The following is an 18,748-nucleotide window of genomic DNA, read 5'->3' as shown; positions in this document are numbered from 1 at the left end:
TTAAAAACAACATCAAAAGATCGCAGCCTCCGGCAGCTCCTACAATAGGCGCCTGAAGAGAAGGAATTCCATGCTCAATACTCTCGCGGTGGCCAATTACCGTTCGATCAACAAACTGGTGATCCCGCTCGGCCGCCTGAACCTGATCACCGGCCCCAACGGCAGCGGCAAGTCCAATCTCTACCGAGCCTTGCGCCTGTTGGCGGAAACCGCTCAGGGCGGGGTGGTCAATGCGCTGGCCCGTGAGGGTGGACTGGAGTCGACCTTCTGGGCCGGGCCGGAAACCATCAGCCGGCGTATGCGCAACGGCGAAGTGCCCATTCAGTCGACGGTGCGTCAGGCTGTGAAGCGACTGCGCCTGGGGTTCGCCGGGGAAGACTTCAGTTATTCGATCAGCCTCGGGCTGCCCGACTCTAACGGGCACTTCATGTTGCCCGAACATTCACGGCCGATACCCTCGCGCTTCAGCCTTGACCCGCAGATCAAGCGCGAGTGCATCTGGGCCGGCGCGCTTTACCGTCCCGCCAGCCTGCTGGTGGATCGTGACGGGCCGATGATCCGCGCACGTACCGAGCGCCAATGGGATGTACTGGCGCAACACACGCCGAACTTTGACAGTCTGTTCGATCAGGTCGGCAGCCTGCGCAGCTCACCGGAAGTGTTCCAGATGCGTGAGTTCATTCGTCGCTGGCGCTTTTACGATCACTTTCGCAGCGATGCCGATGCACCGGTGCGCCAGCCGCAATTGGGCACACGCACGCCGGTGCTGCATCACGACGGCCGGGATCTGGCGGCGGCATTGCAGACCATCATCGAGATTGGTGATGGCGACGCCATGCGTGCGGCGATTACCGATGCGTTTCCTGGCGCACGGGTGCATATCGAAGCGCAGGCCGGCGGACGGTTTGCCATCGAGTTTTATCAGGAAGGCTTGTTGCGGCCGTTATCGGCGGCGGAACTGTCGGACGGGACGTTGCGCTATCTGCTGCTGGTCGCCGCGCTGCTGACGCCGAGACCGCCGACGCTGATGGTATTGAACGAACCGGAAACCAGTTTGCACCCAGATCTGTTGCCAGCGCTGGCGCGGCTGATCATTCGCGCGTCGGAGCAGTGTCAGGTGTGGGTGGTGTCGCATGCGCGGCGGTTGATTTCGGCGTTGCAGGAAGACCCGGAGTGCAATTGCATCGTGCTGGAGAAAACCCTGGGGCAGACCGGGATTGTCGGGCAGCGAGTGCTGGATGAGCCGGCGTGGCATTGGCCGGATTGAGTGATTCAGGCAAAAGCCCCTCACCCTAACTCTCTCCCTAACCCTCTCCCTAACCCTCTCCCTAACCCTCTCCCAGAGGGAGAGGGGACTGACCGAGTTGTTCTTTCTAGTTACGCCGACATGTAAGTCTCGAGTTGAACGCAGGTTTTTGAAAAGCCCAGAGATCGGCTCCCTCTCTACAGGGAGAGGGCCTGACCGCGGATGTTCGGGAATTACGCCGACCTGAAAATGCTGTTGTGAATCCATAATCGACTCGGCTTTTCAGGTCGATGTCTAATGCAGGACACCTCGGTCGGCTCCCTCTCCCTCGGGAGAGGGCTGGGGTGAGGGGCAGGCCTCACCACTGATTCAACAGGCAATCACCCCTGCCACTTGCCGCCTTCAACAATCACGCTCTCAGGCTTGGTGTCATCGCTCAGCTCTTTGCGCACATATTGGTCATAAAGCTTGAGCAGATACTTCTCCTCACCCAGCTTGGCCAGCTCAGTATTCACCCAGTCACGCAACTCGATATTGCCCTTCTTCACCGCCGGCGCAATCGGCGCTTCTGCACCCAATTTGTCATCCAGCACACGATAACCCGGGTTCTGCTTGGCCCAGCTGAACAACACCAGATTGTCCTGTGCATAAGCATCGCCTCGACCATTGGCCAGGGCCTGCAGCGATTCGGAGTTTTTCTCGAACTTCAGCAGTTTCCAGTCCGGGTGATTCTTGGTCAGCCAGATATCGGCAGTGGTGCCGGTGGTGACGATGGTGGTGCGGGACGCCAGGTCATCAAGGTTTTTCACCGAGCTGCTCTGCGGCACCAGCGCCTGCACCGCAACCTTGAGGTTCGGGTTGGTGAATTCCACCGCTTCCTTGCGCTCCGGGGTTACGGTCATGTTGGCGAGAATCAGGTCGACCTTGTCGCTTTGCAGGAACGGGATACGGCTTGCCGGTTCGACGGCAACGAACTCGACCTTGTTTTCATCACCGAGCAGATCCTTGGCGAAACGGCGGCCAATGTCGGTATCGAAGCCGACGTAGCGCCCGGCCTCATCGACAAAACCGAATGGCGGCTTGTCGGTAAAGACGCCAACGATCAGTTTGTCGCGAGCCTTGATCTTGTCCAGATAACCAGCCGGCGCAGTGCTTTCGCTGGCAACCTTCGGCTTCGGCGGTTCTTCGGTCTTGCTGCAACCGGCAAGCAAGGCGAGGCTCAGTAGGGGCAGTAAAAAAGCGGCAGTTTTCATAACAGTTCCAGTTCCTTTGTCGGATTCGTTTTTGGCAGTGTTGCCACGAAGGAGAACTTCTCCAGAAACTGCTGCGCGCGTGCGGTTTGCGGGTTCGTAAAGAAAATCTCGGGCGGGTTCTGTTCAAGGATGCGCCCGGCATCCATGAACACGATGCGGTCGGCCACCGCGCGGGCGAAGGCCATTTCATGGGTGACGATCAACAGGGTCATGCCTTCGCGGGCCAGGCCCTGAATGACCTGCAAAACTTCCTTGACCATCTCCGGGTCGAGGGCAGCGGTGACTTCGTCGAAGAGCATTACGCGCGGGTTCATGCACAGCGAACGGACAATGGCGATGCGTTGCTGCTGGCCGCCGGAGAGCTGTCGCGGGAAAGCATCGCGCTTGTCCGCCAGGCCCACGCGTTCGAGCAGCGCTTCGGCTTGCTGCTGCGCCTCGCGGCGCTGGCGCTTCTGCACCTTGAGCGGGCCGAGCAGCAGATTGTCGAGCACGCTCATGTGCGGGAACAGGTGATAACTCTGGAACACCATGCCGATCTGCTGACGGATCTCGCGCCAGTCAGTGGACTTGCCCAGCAGCTCGCGGCCGACAAATTTCAGGCTGCCGCTGTGAGCCTCTTCCAGACCGTTGAGGCAACGCAGCAAGGTGCTTTTGCCGCAGCCGCTGGGGCCGAGGATGACGATCACTTCGCCGCTCTGCACCTGCAGATCGATGCCGTTAAGCACCTGCTGCTCGCCATAGAATTTGTTGAAGCCGTGAAACTCGATCAATGCGCTCATGCTTGCGTCCAGCGCCGCTCCAGCACGCGCGAGGCGGCTGACAGCGGGTAGCAGATGAAAAAGAAAAACAGGAACAACGCGCCGTAGATCAGCACCGATTCGTAAGTGCGCTCGATGATCTGCTGGCCGACCTTGATCACGTCAACCACACCGATCAACACCGCCAGCGAGCTGGTCTTGATGATCCGCGTGTAGACGTTGATGGTCGGCGGCGTCATGCGCTTCAGTGCTTGCGGCAGCAGCACATAGCCATAAAGTTGCGCGGCGTTCAGACCGATCGACAGCCCCGCTTCACGCTGCCCGCGTGGCAACGAATGCAGCGCTCCGCGCGCCACTTCACCCACCTCGCTGGCGCCCCACAGCGACAGCACCAGCACCGCGCACCAAAAGCTGGGAATGCTCAGGCCGAAGAAAATCGGCAGACCGAAGAACAACAGATACAACCAGACCAGCACCGGAATCGCCCGGAACAGCTCCAGATACACCCGCAGGATCGCGTTCAGCCACGTCACGTTGAGCGTTCGCAGCACACCGTAGAGCACGCCGCCAACGGTGCTGATGGCGATACTCAGAAACGAGATCGACAGGGTTTGCCCGGCGCCTTTGGCCAATTGCGGCAACGACACCCAGAGCAACTCAAGACCCGAACTGGCCATGCTGGAGCCTCCTTTCCAGACGGCTGAGCAACAGCGACAGCGGCAAGAACAGCAGCACGCAGATCAGCGTCAGCACGGCGAGCATTTCGTAGGTTTTGTAATAGAGCGCGATGTAGCTCTTGGTGGTGTAGAGGATTTCCGGCACCGCCACCGCCGAGACCACGGTGGTTTCCTTGAGCAGGAAAATGAAATTGGCGAACAGCGACGGCAGGCTGAGAATCCCCGCTTGCGGCAGGATCACGTAGCGCAGCAACTGACCGTGGGACAGGCCGATCGAGCGCCCTGATTCCAGTTGCGCCTGCGGCACCGCATCGACGCCGGCACGCAGCACTTCGGTGAGGTAAGCGCCGCCGAGGAAGGTCATGGTGATGATCGCGGCGGTGAAACCGGAAACCTGGACCCCCACTGCCGGCAAGGCGAAGTAGACAAAGAACAACTGGATCAGCAGCGGTGTGTTGCGCGCCAGTTCCACATACAGGCCGACCAGTTTTTGCAGGTAAGGCGTGCGGAACACCAGAATCGTCGCGTTGAGCAGCGCCACCAGCAACGAAGTACCGATAGCGATAAATCCGACCTGCAGCGTCACGCCCACGGCTTTGAGAAACGCCGGCAGGGTGCTGAGGATAAATGCGTAATCAAAAGTCATGAAACGTCCTGGACGCCGCTCGGTAAGCGACGGTGGTGCACTCCATGGACAGCGGGTGGCTGTCCGGCAGACACCGACTTTATAGATATAAAAACAAGAATTTAAATACCGTTAAAGCATATTGATATCACCCAAAAAACTATCTTGTGGGTTTGCCGGGAAGGAATAAGAAGGCTATTTTTCTTTGCGCTGTAGGACGGATCTTTTTTTCACGAAAGCCCTCCAAGGACGAACAGCTTTTGGCCAGACTCACCCGGCCAAACTCATAACAAGGAAGAGAACATGGACGTAAAAGTGCCGCAGCGACTGGATCCGCAGGAGATTGTGAAATTGTTGGTGGCGTTGAGGCGGGCGTTGAAGGCTCAGGTTGCCTGAAGCCTGTACCGATCGTTCCCACGCTCCGCGTGGGCATGCAGCCCGGGACGCTCCGCGTCCCTGCCAAAAGCGGACGCGGAGCGTCCATTGAGGCATTCCCACGCAGAGCGTGGGAACGATCAAAATCACCGGCCGAAAAATTGCGTACATACAAAAACGCCGATGACCATCGCTGGCCATCGGCGTTTTCACACCTTGAAGGGGGTGGTTCCAGCGTCAGATCAGAACGCCGGCAGTACCGCGCCGTTGTACTTCTTCTCGATGAACGCTTTGACTTCCGGGCTGGTCAGGGCTTTGGCCAGTTTCTGGATCGCGTCGCTGTTCTTGTTGTCCTCACGGGCCACCAGGAAGTTCACGTATGGCGAGTCAGCGCCTTCAATCACCAGCGCATCTTTCTGCGGGTTCAGCTTGGCTTCGAGGGCGTAGTTGGTGTTGATCATGTCCAGATCAACTTCCTTCAGAACGCGTGGCAGCAGGGCCGATTCCAGTTCCTTGAACTTGAAATTGTGCGGGTTCTTGGCGATGTCTTTCGGCGTTGCCAGCGCGTTTTTCGGGTCTTTCAATTCGATCAGGCCAGCCTTCTGCAGCAGGATCAGCGCACGACCGCTGTTGCTGCCTTCGTTCGGGATGGCGATGGTCGCGCCGTCCGGCAGTTCAGCCAGGGTCTTGTACTTGCTCGAGTAACCACCGAACGGTTCAACGTGCACGCCCTGCACAGTCACCAGGTACTTGGACTTGTCGTCCTTGTATTTACCCTGGTTGAAGCTGTTCAGATACGGCAGGGTCTGGAAGTAGTTGGCGTCCAGACGCTTCTCGCCAACCTGTACGTTCGGCTGAACGTAGTCGGTGAACACTTTGATTTCCAGATCCACGCCTTCTTTGGCCAGGGTCGGTTTGATCAGTTCAAGGATTTCAGCGTGCGGCACCGGGGTCGCAGCAACCACCAGTTTCTCGCCGGCATTGGCCAGGGAAGCAGTCAGAGCAGCCGCCAATGCGGTAAACAACAGAACCTTTTTCATGCAGTGTCCTTATCGAAAATCACGGTCGTCATCGACGACGGCATTAATACGTGTGCCAGTGAAGTGATATCGCTGGCGTGGGTCGGACAATACCGGGATTTTTTATTCCCGGACAATAACGTTTATTCAGCTTCATATTCCATTTTGTTCATGTTGAACGAAACGGTTACAAACCCTCACTCAAACGAATCAGCAAATCTTTCAAGGCCTTACGCTCATCGACGCTACCGCCGATGTTGATTTGTGCAACCAGCCGTTCGATCTGAAACTGCGGCCCAGACACCTCGGGCAGATTCAGGTGCTCCGGGAGAATCTCGTCGCCGGTGCTCACCAGCAAGGCAAAGTGAATGACGTTTTCCAGCTCGCGGGTGTTGCCCGGCCAACTGTGTTGTTCGAGCACATGCTGCGCCGCTTCGCTGATCAATGGCACCGGCAAGTCCAGACGCTGGCTATAGATGCCAAGGAAATACTCGGCCAGCGAAAGAATGTCGCCGATGCGCGCGCGCAAGGCGGGCAACTCCAGTTGCCCTTCGCTCAAATAGTGATAAAGGCGCTCATGAAATTTTCCGGCGTCCACCGCTTGCGCCAGATCGATGCTGGTCGCCGCGACCAGGCGCACATCCACCGGGCTCGGCTGATGCGCTCCGACACGGGTGACTTCGTGGTTTTCCAGCGCTGCCAGTAGTTTGATCTGGATCGGCAGCGGCAAGTCGCCGATTTCATCCAGGTACAAGGTGCCGCCATTGGCCGAACCGAACCAGCCCGCGCGACTGCTCGCCGAACCGCTGTAGGTGCCGGCGGCATAGCCAAACAGTTCTGCATCGGCGTAGGTCGGGCTGATGGCGCCGCAATTGACAGAGACGAACAGACCACTACGATCGCTGGCGCGATGGATGTGCCGGGCGAGTAGCTCCTTGCCGGTACCGGTCTCGCCACGTATCAACACCGAGACCGATCGTGGCGCCAATTGCTCAAGCTCTTCACGCAACTGACGCGAGCGCGGATCGACAAACACCAGCGCCTTGGCGCGAATGCTCAGGGGGCTTTTTTCTGCATCGGGAAAGGTCAGCAACGGCTGACCGAAGGTTTCGAAACTCATGGCAGACTCCCGCCCAAAACCGCCGGGAGACGGGGGCGTTGAAAGAAATAAAATCAGGCGCGGCGGCGGGCGTGGTGTTCCAAGCGGTTTTGCAGGCGATAGAGATAGGCAAAACCCTGCTCCCAACGCTGATGCCCGGACTTGACGTTGATGTGTCCGGCGCCAGCAAGAATCCCCGCTTCGGCGCCCCAGTTGCGCGCCAGTTCAAGCGCTCGCGGTGCACTGACGGCAGCATCGTTATCGGAGCTGACCACCTGGCTCGGGAACGGCAGCAGATCCGTCGGAATCGGTGCGAAGTTGCGCAGCGCCGGCGCGCAGGCCGGACGCTCGACGTCCGCTGGCGCGACCAGCAAGGCACCGCGTACCTGACGCAGGTATTGCAGCGGCGCCGTGGCTGCCCAATGGGCAACGGTGATGCAGCCGAGGCTGTGGGCGATAAGAATGACCGGCGTGCTGTCGGCTGCAATAGCCTCGGCCAGTGCCGCCACCCAGTCTTCACGACGCGGCGTCAGCCAATCGGCCTGCTCGACCCGCGCGCTGTTCGGCAGGCTGTTTTGCCAGTGGCTTTGCCAATGATCTTCTGGCGATCCTTGCCAGCCCGGCACAATCAGGTAGCGGATTGATTCGTTGCGCATGGGGAGCTCTCCTGCGTCGTGTCTGTTCCTGGACGAGTATAGGGAGGGGATTTATATTCGTTAAGGAATAAGAAGCTATTTATTAAGATCTGAATTGAATATGCGATTTGTGCATGGCTTGAAATCTTTTCCCCCTCACCCCAACCCTCTCCCCCAAGGGGGCGAGGGGGAAGGGAGCCGATCTTCATGCCGTTCAAATCTTGAGTTCGGCTCGAAATCTCAGGTCGGCGTACCTCGAACAATCACCTCGGTCAGTCCCCTCTCCCTCTGGGAGAGGGCTAGGGTGAGGGCTTTGCTTCTAATGCCAGAAATAAAAAAAGGGCCGCACCCTGCCAAGGAGACGGCCCCGGAAAAACGTAAAATCTGTCACCGCGCAGTAATCACCGACAACTTGGTAATCCCCGCCCGTTCAATCGAAGCCATCGCCCGCGCCACTTCGCCGTAGTTCACCCCGTCATCGGCCTGCAATTGCACGCGCACTTCCGGGTCCTTGGCCTTGGCCGACTTGAGGTTGAATTCCAGCAAGTCCGGCTGAATCTCGTCCTTGTTGATAAACAGCTTGCCGGCGCCATCGATGCTCACCACCAGCGGGTCCTTCTGCTCGACCGGCGCCACCGCTTCGGTCTTCGGCAGGTTGATCGGGATCGCGTTGGTCAGCAGCGGCGCGGTGACGATAAACACCACCAGCAGCACCAGCATCACGTCCACCAGCGGCGTCACGTTGATCTCGCTGAGTACCTCATCACTGTCTTGCGTGGAGAAGGCCATATCAGGACGCCTCCTTCACTTTTGCTGCGTTGCCGCTTGCTGCGACCTTGTGCGCAGTCGGGTGGATCAATACGCGGAACGCACTCTTCTGCGCCAGGCTGTAGAAGTCGTGGGCGAAGTCATCCAGATCCGCCGCCGTCAGTTTCAACCGACGCAAAAAGTAGTTGTAAACCAGCACCGCTGGCACCGCGACGGCGATCCCCACACCCGTGGCGACCAGTGCCGCACCGATCGGGCCGGCCACCGTTTCCAGGCTCGCCGAACCGGCCGCGCTGATGCCTTTCAACGCTTCCATGATTCCCCACACCGTGCCGAACAAACCAATGAACGGCGAGGTGCTGCCAATACTTGCGACCACCGCCAGACCGGTTTCCAGAGAACGGCGTTCGCGGACGATCTGCTGGCGCAAGGCGCGCTCGAGGCGATCCTGATGGTTGATCGCCTGGCTCAAATCATTGGCCTGTGGCGCCTCGCCCACCTGAATCGCCGCGTAACCGGCCTGCGCCACCCGCGCCGCAGCGCCGGGTTGGGTTTCGCTCAATTCAGCGGCGGAATCGAGACTGGACGCCGCCCAGAAGCGTTTATGAAAACGCCGGTCCTGCGCCTTCAGACGCCCGAATTGCCAAGCCTTGAGCAATGCCAGGCCCCAAGTGGCGACGGAAAAAACCACCAGCAGCCAGATCACCGCGCTTTCGATGGATTCCAGTGGAGATGCCAGTAACGTCATGATGTATTCCTCGTGTAAACGTTTCGCGCGAATTTGGTTTCGGTTTAATGAATCTTGAAATCGATGGGCACGCTGACCCAGCCGTCCTGGGCGACATCACCCTGCTTGGCCGGGACGAAACTCCAACGCTTCACGGCGTTCAGCGCCGCGTCGTCGAGCTGCTGCCGGCCGCTGCTTTTGGCTATCTGGATCTCACCCGGCTTGCCGCTGGCCAGCACATGCACACGCAGCAACACCGTGCCTTCCCAGCCGCGACGCTGAGCCAGCGACGGGTATTCCGGCGCCGGGTTTTTCAGGTACGCGGCATTCGCTGAGGCCGGGGTTACCGGTGCCGGCGCGGGGGGAGCAGGTGGCGCTGGCGCGGCAACCGGGGCAGCCGGTTGTGGCGGCGCCGGTGGTTGCTCCACGGCTTTCGGTGCTGGTTTGGGTGCCTGTTTAACCACCGGTTTGGGTTTCGGAACCGGTTTGGGCGGCGGCGGTTTTACCGCCAGTTCGTCTTCCACTGGCGGTGGTGGCTCAACCACAGGCGCGGGCGGCGGTGGCTCGACAACCGGTGGCGCTGGCGGCGCCGGGCGCGAGAATTCGATGGTCATCGGCGGAATTTCCGGCGGCACAATCGGCAGCACCGGCGTCGGCTTCTGGCTGATCCAGTAGATCACCGCGCCATGCACCACCAACGCGAGCACGCCAAGCAGAATAGTTTCGCGCCGACTCAGAATGCCCTTGGGCGCACGCTGCAAACGCAACTGCCCCAGCGGCACACGATGCGGCCGGCCGAGATCGACCAACTCGCCACCCGGCGTCTGACGCCACAGCAATTCCTCTGCGCTGGCGGCGGTCTGGACATTGCCCATTGATTCACTCCCTGCGGTCTTTTTGCGTTCTCTACAAAAACTGCCGATCGACCGTTTGTTGAATCCCACACGGTGGATCGATGGATGAATCATTGGGCTTGTCGCTTATCTCCGAAAGTAATCTTTAACGTTATGCATAGGTCCTTATGGAATATAAGAATTGATCAATTCCGCCAAAGCCACGTGCCACGCGGGCTGCAGCGATGGGTGAAAAAACGCATGCTTTTCAGGCATTGAAAGTATTCATTCAACGCATCAAATTCGCCTGAGCCGGTTTTGCAGGACAACTAATACCAAGTAGATAGTTGATTATTATTTTTTCCCGGAACAACAAAAAAGGCCGGCACACTTTCGTGCGGCGGCCTTTATCGATTGCGCGTGGGTTATTGTTTGACGAATTCCCCTGCAAGGGTCACTACTTCACCGTCAAAGTTAGTACGGGAACCGGCCGCGCGCACTTTTGCGTAATTGTGATCAGGAGAAAACAATGACCACGCTTGAAATCCGCTATTACCATTCAGACCGACAAACGTGATGGTGGTAGGTTGTCCGGTGCTGTTCTGGAAATGGTAATGCCCGTAGCTGACGTCATAGTTAACGCCGCCCTGGCTGAACGTGCCGCTGAATGTACCGTTGGCGTCGTTGCCATCGGTAATCGTCAGTTTGGCGCCAGCGTTGGCGTTTACATAAGTGCCATTAATGCTCGACATGATTCGATTTCCTTTATCGTTGGGATAAGTGTCTTCCGATGAGAGCAAGTTTCCTCCTGGAAACTCACGACAGTCAGGATGGTTGGACATTCAACTATTGTCCACGCGAGTGACTAACGAAATTGCAATAAGCAGCCTTCAACTCGCTCATAACTTATCGCCGTTCGTTCGAGCACTAATTCCAATTCAACTAACGACTGGCATTGGCTTGCTGCACGTTGACAACCGGTACATTAACCGCCGTCTCCGAGCGTGGCGTACCCGCTGGCACCCAGTCATAACTCACAGGTAACGCCCGATAGACCCAGTTGCTGATCGCATCGCTGCCCGGCGCTTTGCCCAGATACGGGCTGACGTATTCCCAGACGTTCTCACCGTTGGCCGTCACCTGGAAAAACCGCCCGTTCATGCCCTCGTCGATCAACGTGTTGCCATTGGGCAAGCGCCGAGCACTGCTGATAAACGAACTGTAGAACGCCCACCCCGGTTGCTTCGAATTGGCTGCGCTGTATTGCCAGACGATCTGGTTTTTCACCGGGTCGATTTCCAACACCCGCGAACCGGAAATCAGCCCAAGAGTGACATTGGGATAACCCGCCGAACCCTGGTTGTCGAACACCAGCAAGTTACCGGCACCAGGCAATCCCGCCGGGATTATGTGTGCATCATGCTGACCGACAAACTGATCCACAGGACGCGGCAGTTTCTGCGCGGTTTTCGGGTTGATCAGCGGCAAATTCGGTCCGAGACGCCAGACCACTTTGCCGCTGCTTTTATCAATGATCGCGATGAAGTTGGCATTGCGTGAGTCGATCAACAGGTTATCCGGATTGAAGCGCTTGTCACCGGCATCGAACCACTTGTTCGGCCCCACCAGACTGAGGTTGTTGATGTGCAGGTAATCCGGATTTTCACTGGTACGCACCAGCTTCAACTGCTCGGCGGTGAAGCCGAATTCATTGAGATGCTCCGAGGCCAGCCACTGCCATTTCACCGCGCCTTCGGGGCTGACTTCATAGATCGCATCGTCGATCACCTCGGGGACTTTGAAGCCTTTGACCTTGTGCACCTTGTTCGCCAGCACCACGGTGTTGCCGTTGCTCAAACGACGCTGATCATGGTGCTGCTGAGCCGCGCCACCGGGCGCCTTGTCGCCCCACTGCCAAACGACTTTGCCATTCCAGTCCAGCTCGCCGACGCTCTGATTGCCCAGACCGTTGCCGGCCGAACCGAGTTTTCCGGGATCCTTTTCACTCAGTTGCAGCAGCACGTGACCGCGCTCGCCGCCGACCAGTTTCGGATCAATGATCGCCGACGGGAAACCCGCCTGCGGCCAGGTTTTTACCTCGTTGCCGTTCATGTCGATCAGGTGCGTCTGTTTGTCGGCGCCGCTGAAAATCACGTACTGATTGAAGGCCTTGTTCGGGTCATAACGGGTCACGCCGGTCGGGTAAACACTCGGTGCGGCGAATGCGCCGGCGCTGAGCACTGCGCCGGACAGCAACACCGGCAAAGCGGTTTTGATACGCAACATGATGCAGCTCCTTGAGTGACGAATCAGAAGTCGTAGCGACCGGTGACGCCCAGCGTGCGCGGTGTGCCGAGCAGGCCTTCATAGCCGCCGTTGCCGCCCGTCCACAGGGTTGTGTAATAGGTTTTGTCGAAAGCGTTTTTCAGCCACAGCGACACGTCCCACTGGCCTTGGTTGAAGTCGCCGCGCAGGCCGGTGGAAAAGTTGACCACGGCGTAACTCGGGATCTGCCCGTAGTCGGAATCCTCGACCGTACCGACGGCTTTCGAGCGGAATGCATAGCTCGCGGTGACGTAAGGTTCGAAGCCGTTATCCAGATTCCATTTGTATTCGCCGTTGGCGTTGCCGATCCATTTCGAAGCGCCGACCACTTGATGGCCGCTGAGGTCGCAAGACGCTGGAGCACCCGGCGCCTGACTGACTTCCGGCGGGCATGGGGCATCTTTGTACGAGAGGTAGCTGACGTCGTTGTAGGAGCCGTTGATGTTCAAGGTCAGGCCGCGCAGCGGGATCACCGTGCTTTCGAACTCGACACCGCGCGAACGCACGGAACCGGCGTTGGTCAGGTATTGCACGCGGTTTTCGGCGTCGTAGGCGTTCGTCTGGTAAGCGTTGACCTGCGTCCAGAAAACGTTGGCGTTGAGTTGCAGACGGTGATCCCACAGCGTGCTTTTGAAACCGAGTTCGGCGTTGTTCGCGCGTTCGGTGCCGATCAGCAGTGAATCGGCGCCGGCCACCGGAGCGGAACCCACCGCGAGGTTAACCCCGCCGGATTTCTCGCCGTGGGACAGCGTGGCGTAGCCGAGCACATCGTCGGTGATCCGGTAGCTAAGATTGAGCAGCCCGGAGGGACTGGAGCTGTACTGATTCAAGTCGCCGGAATCGTAAGCGCCGGCACGACCGCGTCGCGCCGTGGCCGCAGCGCCCGTTACGGTCGCGCCACCCAGCGGCGCATCGCGCGTGACCCAGGCAGATTTCTCTTCATACGTGCCACGCACCCCGGCGGTGAAATCCAGCCGCTCGCTGAGGTGCCAGGTGCCTTGGGCGAACAACGCAAAACTGTCGGTCTTGATATGGCCGTTGCCGACACTGGTGACGTTGGCCAGCGCACCGGGCGCCGTGCCATTCCAGATATCCGCTTGCGGTCCGTAATAGGCGAAGGATTTATTGTCCAGATCCGAGCCGAAGTAGTAAGCGCCGACGACGTAATCAAAGAACTCGCCCTTGGGCGAGGCCAGGCGAAATTCCTGCGAATACTGTTTGTCCTCCACCGACACCCCGGCGTTGTAACTCGCCGGCACGTTGAGGCCGTCGTCGTTGCGCGGGGTGAAATTCCAGAAGCGATAGGAGCTGATTGAGGTCAGCGTGAAGTCGCTCGGCAGCGTCCAGTTGGCCTCCACCGAAGTGCCGCCCTGATGCACGGTAACGTGCTGGTCGTTGTCCAGATTGACCTTGCGGTGCGAACCGTTGACCAATGTTGCGCCGGCCGCGTTGGCGCGCGACTGGTACAGGTTGACGCCGTTGATGGTCGGCCCGGTGTTGTAGAGCACGCGGGTGCCGGCGCTGGAATCCTCCTCGTTGTAGTCACCGATCCAGCGCAGGTTGAAATCTTCATTGGGCTTGAATAGCAGTTGCGCGCGGAAGCCATCGCGCGAGCCGCCATTCAAATCATGGCCGTCGTATTCGTTTTTGATGTCACCGTCGCTGCGTGTGCGGTAGGCCGAAAAACGCCCGGCCAGTTGATCGTTGAGCGGGCCGGAAATGGTGCCCTTGGTCTGGAAATACCCGTCCTCGCCGACCGAGGTTTCAATGCTGCGTTCGGGCGTGAAGGTTGGCGCGCGGGTGCTGATATTGATCACCCCGGCGGTGGTGTTTTTGCCGAACAGCGTGCCCTGCGGCCCACGCAAGACTTCGAGCTGTTCGATGTCCATCAAGTCAAACACCGCCATCCCCGGGCGGCCCAGATAGACGTTGTCGATGTACAGGCCGACGCTGCCTTCCAGGCCATCGCTGGCCGGGTTATTACCCAGGCCACGGATCGACACGCTGGACTGGCGTGCGTGCATGTAGGCGACGTTGACGCTGGGCACCAATTGCTGCAAATCCTGAATCCGGTAGACCCGCTGCGTCTCCAGATTCTGCCCGCTGACCACGCTCATGGGCGTCGGTACGTCCTGCGAACTTTCCTCGCGGCGGCGGGTGGTGACGGTCACGGTTTCCAGTTGCGAATTGTTTGCGGCAGGCTTGCCGGCCGGCACTGGTGCCGGGGTTTCAGCATCGGCGGCGTAGCCGTGAGTCCAGCTCGCGCTCCCTGCCAGCAACAGGGCCAGAGGCAGGCGTTTGAGCCGTCGTGGCGTTAAGGGTGACGCAAGGTTCAACGGACTCATGGCGCGGCTCCTGGTCAAAAAACACACAGACATCTTCAATGCTGTATATTCTTTTAGGTTATTTATTTATGTTTTTACAAAGATTTACTGCATAAGAGATTGCCTTTATAAGGAGTCGACGTAATGCATATCCAATGCATTTCCCGGATATTTTTTATGTGAAAAATGCATATCGACTTGCGCCAACTTCGTCACTTCATCGCCTTGGCTGAACAACGCAGCTTCGTCGCCGGCGCGCAGGCGGTGAACCTGTCGCAGTCGGCGTTCAGCCGCAGCATTCAGGCGCTTGAGCACAGCGTCGGCTGTCAGTTGGTTGATCGCGGGCGCAAGGAATTGCCACCGACCAAACAAGGTCAGGTCTTGCTCGAACATGCGCGGCGGCTGGTCAGCGGCGCGCAGCAGATGGCCAACGAGATCAGCCAGTTCAATGGGCTGGAGGCCGGGGAATTGCGCTTCGGATGTGGGCCTGCGCCGGCGGCAGGTTTGATTCCTCGGGCGATTGGCAGCTTCATCGGGCGCTATCCGAAAGCGCGGGTGCAGTTTCAGGTCGATGACTGGCAGAGCCTGAGCAAGCGATTACTCAGCGAAGAGTTTGAATTCTTTGTCGCTGACACTCGGCACTTCGAGGCCGATCCGGATTACCTGACCTACCGGCTGCGACCGCGCAAGTGGCATTTCTGTTGCCGCGCGGGGCATCCATTGGCCGGGTTTGATCGGGTCACCGCCGAGCAATTGATGAGCTATCCGCTGGCGGTAAGTATTCGTCCGCCGAACCTGCGCAAGGTCATTGTCGACCTCAGTGGGCGGCCGGAGTTCACGCCGAATGTCGAATGTGAAAACAGCTCCAGTTTGCTCAGTGTGGTGCTGCGTTCGGATGCGATCGGGATTGTCGGGGCATATTCCGATGCGCTGCATCAAGCCAAGGGAGAGTTGATGTGTTTGCGCATCGAAGGGTTGGCCGATGATCTTGAGGAGTTGTACACCCGTTACGGGATCGTCAGCCGGGCGGGGTATCGGTTGTCGCCGTTGGCCGAGGCGATGATTGAGCAGATCAAGGCGATTGATGCGGTAGATGAGGAGGTCTGTTCACTGGACGGACTCGCTGTCTGATCTACCGCTATCGCGAGCAGGCTCACTCCTACATTTGAAATGCGCGCACCTGTAGGAGTGAGCCTGCTCGCGATGGCGTCAGTTCAGGCACCGATGCACTGCCTGCATAAAACCCATTCCCCAAATGCACTTGCCGAACACCCCCGGCGAAAGCGAAAACCCTCGCCTGTCCCATTGACCGGTGAACCCCATGCCCACCCCGCCAAACCCCGTGCGCAACGTGCTGTACATCATGTGCGACCAACTGCGCCGCGATTACCTGTCCTGCTACGGCCATCCGCATTTGCACACGCCGAACATCGATCGCCTCGCCGCTGCCGGCGTGCGTTTCAGCCGCGCCTACACCCAAGGCACGATCTGCGGCCCGTCGCGGATGTCGGCTTATACCGGGCGCTACGTCAGCAGCCATCAGGTGGCGTGGAACGCCGTGCCGTTACCGCTGGAAGAACTGACCCTCGGCGATTATCTGCGTCCTCACGGCATCCGCACCGCCCTGGTCGGCAAGACCCACGCGACGGCGAATATCGATGCCTTGCAACGCCTGGCGATCAATCCCGAAAGCGAACAGGCCGAAATCCTCAACGAAGTCGGCTTCGAACCCTACATGCGCCATGACGGCATCTATCCCGACGACCCGCTGTTCGACGACAAACGCGAATCCGCGCCCTACACCCATTACCTGCGCGAACACGGTTTCGACGGCAAAAACCCTTGGCACGACTGGGCCAATGCCGCCGAAGGCGAAAACGGAGAAATCCTCAGCGGCTGGAAAATGCGTCATGCGAATTTGCCAGCACGAATACCCGAGCAACACTCAGAGACTGTCTACACTACAAATCGAGCCATCGACTTCATCACCGAGCAAGGCGAGAAATCGTGGTGTTTACACCTTTCCTATATCAAACCGCACTGGCCCTACATCGTACCAGCGCCGTACCACGCCTTGTACAGTACGAAATCGATTCTCGAAGCGGTCCGCGCGACGCCCTCCGAAGCCAGCAAACACCCCGTATACACGGCATTTCGCCAACATGAGGAAAGCCTCAACTTCTCCCGCGATTCAGTACGATTGACTGTAATCCCTACGTACATGGGCCTGATCAAGCAGGTGGATGATCAACTCGGACGGCTGTTCGATTTTCTGCAGAGCAATGGCCGCTGGGATGACACGCTGATCGTGTTCACCAGCGACCACGGCGACTTTCTGGGCGATCACTGGTTGGGCGAGAAGGAGTTTTTGCTGGAGCAGGCGGTGGGGGTGCCGTTGATCGTGCGCGATCCTCGGGCGGCGGCAGATGTCACGCGCGGAACGGTGGATGATCGACTGGCGGAAACCATTGATGCGTTGCCGACATTCCTTGAGGCACTAGGATTGCCGGGGGCGGAGCATCGGCTTGAAGGGCATTCGTTGATCCCGCTTCTACACGGCGAAAACCCGGACTGGCGCCACTATGCGATCAGTGAATACGACTACGCCTTCCAGGCGCCGGCGCGGGAGCGTTTGGGTCAGCCGATCGATCGTTGCCGGATGACCATGGTGCGTAGCGAGCGCTGGAAGTACCTGGCGTACGACGGCTTTCGACCGCAGTTGTTTGATCTGCTCAATGATCCGCAGGAACTGAGTGATTTGGGGGATGACCCGGCGTTCGCGGCGGTGCGCGAGGAGCATGCGGGGTATTTGTTTGAATGGGTGCGGGGGTTGAAGCGGCGCACGACCATCAGCCATCAGGAGATTGATTGGCGGGGGCAGCGGTTTCGTTATGGTGAGCCGGAGAGCGAGAAGGTTGTTCAGATTGGTGTTTGGTAGTGGGAAGAGCCCCTCACCCTAACCCTCTCCCAGAGGGAGAGGGGACTGACCGAGTTGTTTTTAGCTATACGCCGACCTGAAATATCAAGGTTGAACTCAGGCTCGAAAAGCCCCCAATCGGCTCCCTCTCCCTCTGGGAGAGGGCTGGGGTGAGGGGCTTTTGATCTTCAGTCACGACCCTTGATGGTCTGGCTACGCTGCCCATTCGCGCCCACCGGCACTTCACCCTTGAGCGTCACCCGACGCACCACCCGATCCTGAGTGCCGTAATCATCAATCGCGTAATGCTGCGTCGAACGGTTATCCCAGATCGCCACATCACCGGCCTTCCAGCGCCAGCGCACGGTGTTTTCCTGGCGGATCACATGGCTCTGCAAAAGCCCGAACAAATGCGCCGAATCAGCCTGCGAGTAACCCTTGATACGTTTGACGAAATGCCCCAGCAACAAGCTCTTCTCGCCGCTGATCGGGTGCACGCGCACCACCGGGTGTTCGGTCTCGTAAACGGTGGAAGTGAAGACTTTGCGATAACGCTCAAGCTTCTCCGCCGAGACGTCCGGCTTGGCGCTGGCGTAGTCGTATTCGTTGCTGTGCACGGCGACCAGTTTGTCGGCCAGCTCACGCAGCTCGGTCGGCAAGCCGTTGTACGCCGTCGCGGTGTTGGCCCACAGGGTGTCGCCACCGAATGCCGGTGCCACCACGGAGCGCAGGATCGAGGCTTTCGGGTAGGCGTCGACGAAGGTCACGTCGGTGTGCCAGGAGTTGGCGCGCTGACCTTCAGCGCCGTCCAGTTCGAGCAAATAACGCGTGCCTTCACGCGACGGCACAGTCGGGTGCGCTACGGGTTCGCCGAGCAGATGGGCGAAAGCTTCCTGACGCTGATCGTCGAGCTGGGTCTGTTCGCGGAAGAACACGACTTTGTACTGAACCAGTGCCTGTTGAATGGCTTCGACGGTGGCGGCGTCCAGTTCACCGGACAAATGCACGCCACGGATCTCGGCGCCGATACGACCGGCTACCGGGTGGATTTCCAGCGCGTGGACAGCGGGTTTTACTGCGAGTGCGGCATTGCTCATGGGTAGACCCTCATCGACTGCTTACGGTTTGGCGGCAGCGAAACAACGCTCTATCTATATTCCATTTACA

At 58.8% G+C, this 18,748-nt stretch carries 17 protein-coding genes; 3 read left to right on the top strand and 14 right to left on the bottom strand.

The annotated features are described in order from the left end of the window. Positions 1 to 70: 70 nt before the first annotated feature. Complete coding sequence (locus CKW38_RS22580; RefSeq protein ID WP_095113918.1) at positions 71 to 1,267, top strand: AAA family ATPase; 1,197 nt, start codon at positions 71 to 73, stop codon at positions 1,265 to 1,267. 359 nt (positions 1,268 to 1,626) lie between these two features. Here the strand turns inward: CKW38_RS22580 and CKW38_RS22575 are convergent, their stop codons facing one another. From CKW38_RS22575 to CKW38_RS22515, 13 genes are all read right to left on the bottom strand, one after another. After that, the gene (locus tag CKW38_RS22575; RefSeq protein WP_095113917.1) at positions 1,627 to 2,499 is read right to left on the bottom strand and encodes a transporter substrate-binding domain-containing protein; all 873 of its coding nucleotides are present in this window, start codon (positions 2,497 to 2,499) and stop codon (positions 1,627 to 1,629) included. Beyond that, positions 2,496 to 3,278 (bottom strand): amino acid ABC transporter ATP-binding protein, encoded by a 783-nt coding sequence (locus CKW38_RS22570; protein ID WP_095113916.1) that lies wholly within the window; start codon positions 3,276 to 3,278, stop codon positions 2,496 to 2,498. The genes CKW38_RS22575 and CKW38_RS22570 overlap by 4 nt, the downstream gene beginning before the upstream one ends. Next, complete coding sequence (locus CKW38_RS22565; protein WP_007918714.1) at positions 3,275 to 3,934, bottom strand: amino acid ABC transporter permease; 660 nt, start codon at positions 3,932 to 3,934, stop codon at positions 3,275 to 3,277. Before CKW38_RS22565 ends, CKW38_RS22570 begins: the two co-directional genes overlap by 4 nt. Then, complete coding sequence (locus tag CKW38_RS22560; protein WP_095113915.1) at positions 3,915 to 4,580, bottom strand: amino acid ABC transporter permease; 666 nt, start codon at positions 4,578 to 4,580, stop codon at positions 3,915 to 3,917. Before CKW38_RS22560 ends, CKW38_RS22565 begins: the two co-directional genes overlap by 20 nt. Positions 4,581 to 5,176: 596 nt before the next feature. Continuing rightward, positions 5,177 to 5,974: a MetQ/NlpA family ABC transporter substrate-binding protein gene (locus tag CKW38_RS22555; protein ID WP_007918708.1), complete on the bottom strand. Its 798-nt coding sequence runs from the start codon at positions 5,972 to 5,974 to the stop codon at positions 5,177 to 5,179. A gap of 166 nt (positions 5,975 to 6,140) precedes the next feature. After that, positions 6,141 to 7,073, bottom strand: a complete 933-nt coding sequence (locus CKW38_RS22550; RefSeq protein WP_095113914.1) for a sigma 54-interacting transcriptional regulator — start codon at positions 7,071 to 7,073, stop codon at positions 6,141 to 6,143. 53 nt (positions 7,074 to 7,126) lie between these two features. Then, on the bottom strand, positions 7,127 to 7,708 hold the full coding sequence (locus CKW38_RS22545) for an alpha/beta hydrolase (RefSeq protein WP_007918704.1): 582 nt from the start codon (positions 7,706 to 7,708) through the stop codon (positions 7,127 to 7,129). A 366-nt stretch (positions 7,709 to 8,074) separates the two neighbouring features. After that, positions 8,075 to 8,476, bottom strand: a complete 402-nt coding sequence (locus CKW38_RS22540; protein WP_003220570.1) for a biopolymer transporter ExbD — start codon at positions 8,474 to 8,476, stop codon at positions 8,075 to 8,077. 1 nt (position 8,477) lies between these two features. After that, complete coding sequence (locus CKW38_RS22535; RefSeq protein WP_095113913.1) at positions 8,478 to 9,203, bottom strand: MotA/TolQ/ExbB proton channel family protein; 726 nt, start codon at positions 9,201 to 9,203, stop codon at positions 8,478 to 8,480. Positions 9,204 to 9,247: 44 nt separating this feature from the next. After that, positions 9,248 to 10,057, bottom strand: a complete 810-nt coding sequence (locus CKW38_RS22530) for an energy transducer TonB (protein ID WP_007919146.1) — start codon at positions 10,055 to 10,057, stop codon at positions 9,248 to 9,250. Between the two features lie 383 nt (positions 10,058 to 10,440). After that, positions 10,441 to 10,767, bottom strand: a complete 327-nt coding sequence (locus tag CKW38_RS22525; RefSeq protein WP_007919145.1) for a hypothetical protein — start codon at positions 10,765 to 10,767, stop codon at positions 10,441 to 10,443. A 190-nt stretch (positions 10,768 to 10,957) separates the two neighbouring features. Next, entirely contained in the window at positions 10,958 to 12,301 is a 1,344-nt protein-coding gene (locus CKW38_RS22520) for an aryl-sulfate sulfotransferase (protein ID WP_095113912.1), read from the bottom strand. Positions 12,302 to 12,324: 23 nt separating this feature from the next. After that, the gene (locus CKW38_RS22515) at positions 12,325 to 14,685 is read right to left on the bottom strand and encodes a TonB-dependent receptor (protein WP_095113911.1); all 2,361 of its coding nucleotides are present in this window, start codon (positions 14,683 to 14,685) and stop codon (positions 12,325 to 12,327) included. A 165-nt stretch (positions 14,686 to 14,850) separates the two neighbouring features. Between CKW38_RS22515 and CKW38_RS22510 the strand changes: the two genes are divergently transcribed. Beyond that, the gene (locus CKW38_RS22510; protein ID WP_095113910.1) at positions 14,851 to 15,795 is read left to right on the top strand and encodes a LysR family transcriptional regulator; all 945 of its coding nucleotides are present in this window, start codon (positions 14,851 to 14,853) and stop codon (positions 15,793 to 15,795) included. A 190-nt stretch (positions 15,796 to 15,985) separates the two neighbouring features. Continuing rightward, on the top strand, positions 15,986 to 17,602 hold the full coding sequence (locus CKW38_RS22505; RefSeq protein ID WP_095113909.1) for an alkaline phosphatase family protein: 1,617 nt from the start codon (positions 15,986 to 15,988) through the stop codon (positions 17,600 to 17,602). Between the two features lie 167 nt (positions 17,603 to 17,769). Here the strand turns inward: CKW38_RS22505 and CKW38_RS22500 are convergent, their stop codons facing one another. Continuing rightward, the gene (locus tag CKW38_RS22500; RefSeq protein WP_095113908.1) at positions 17,770 to 18,678 is read right to left on the bottom strand and encodes a TauD/TfdA family dioxygenase; all 909 of its coding nucleotides are present in this window, start codon (positions 18,676 to 18,678) and stop codon (positions 17,770 to 17,772) included. Between the last annotated feature and the right edge of the window lie 70 nt (positions 18,679 to 18,748).

Origin of the sequence: Pseudomonas sp. Irchel 3H7 (assembly GCF_900187605.1) — a bacterium.
Taxonomy (GTDB): domain Bacteria; phylum Pseudomonadota; class Gammaproteobacteria; order Pseudomonadales; family Pseudomonadaceae; genus Aquipseudomonas.
This window is presented reverse-complemented; position numbering and strand designations above follow the sequence as displayed.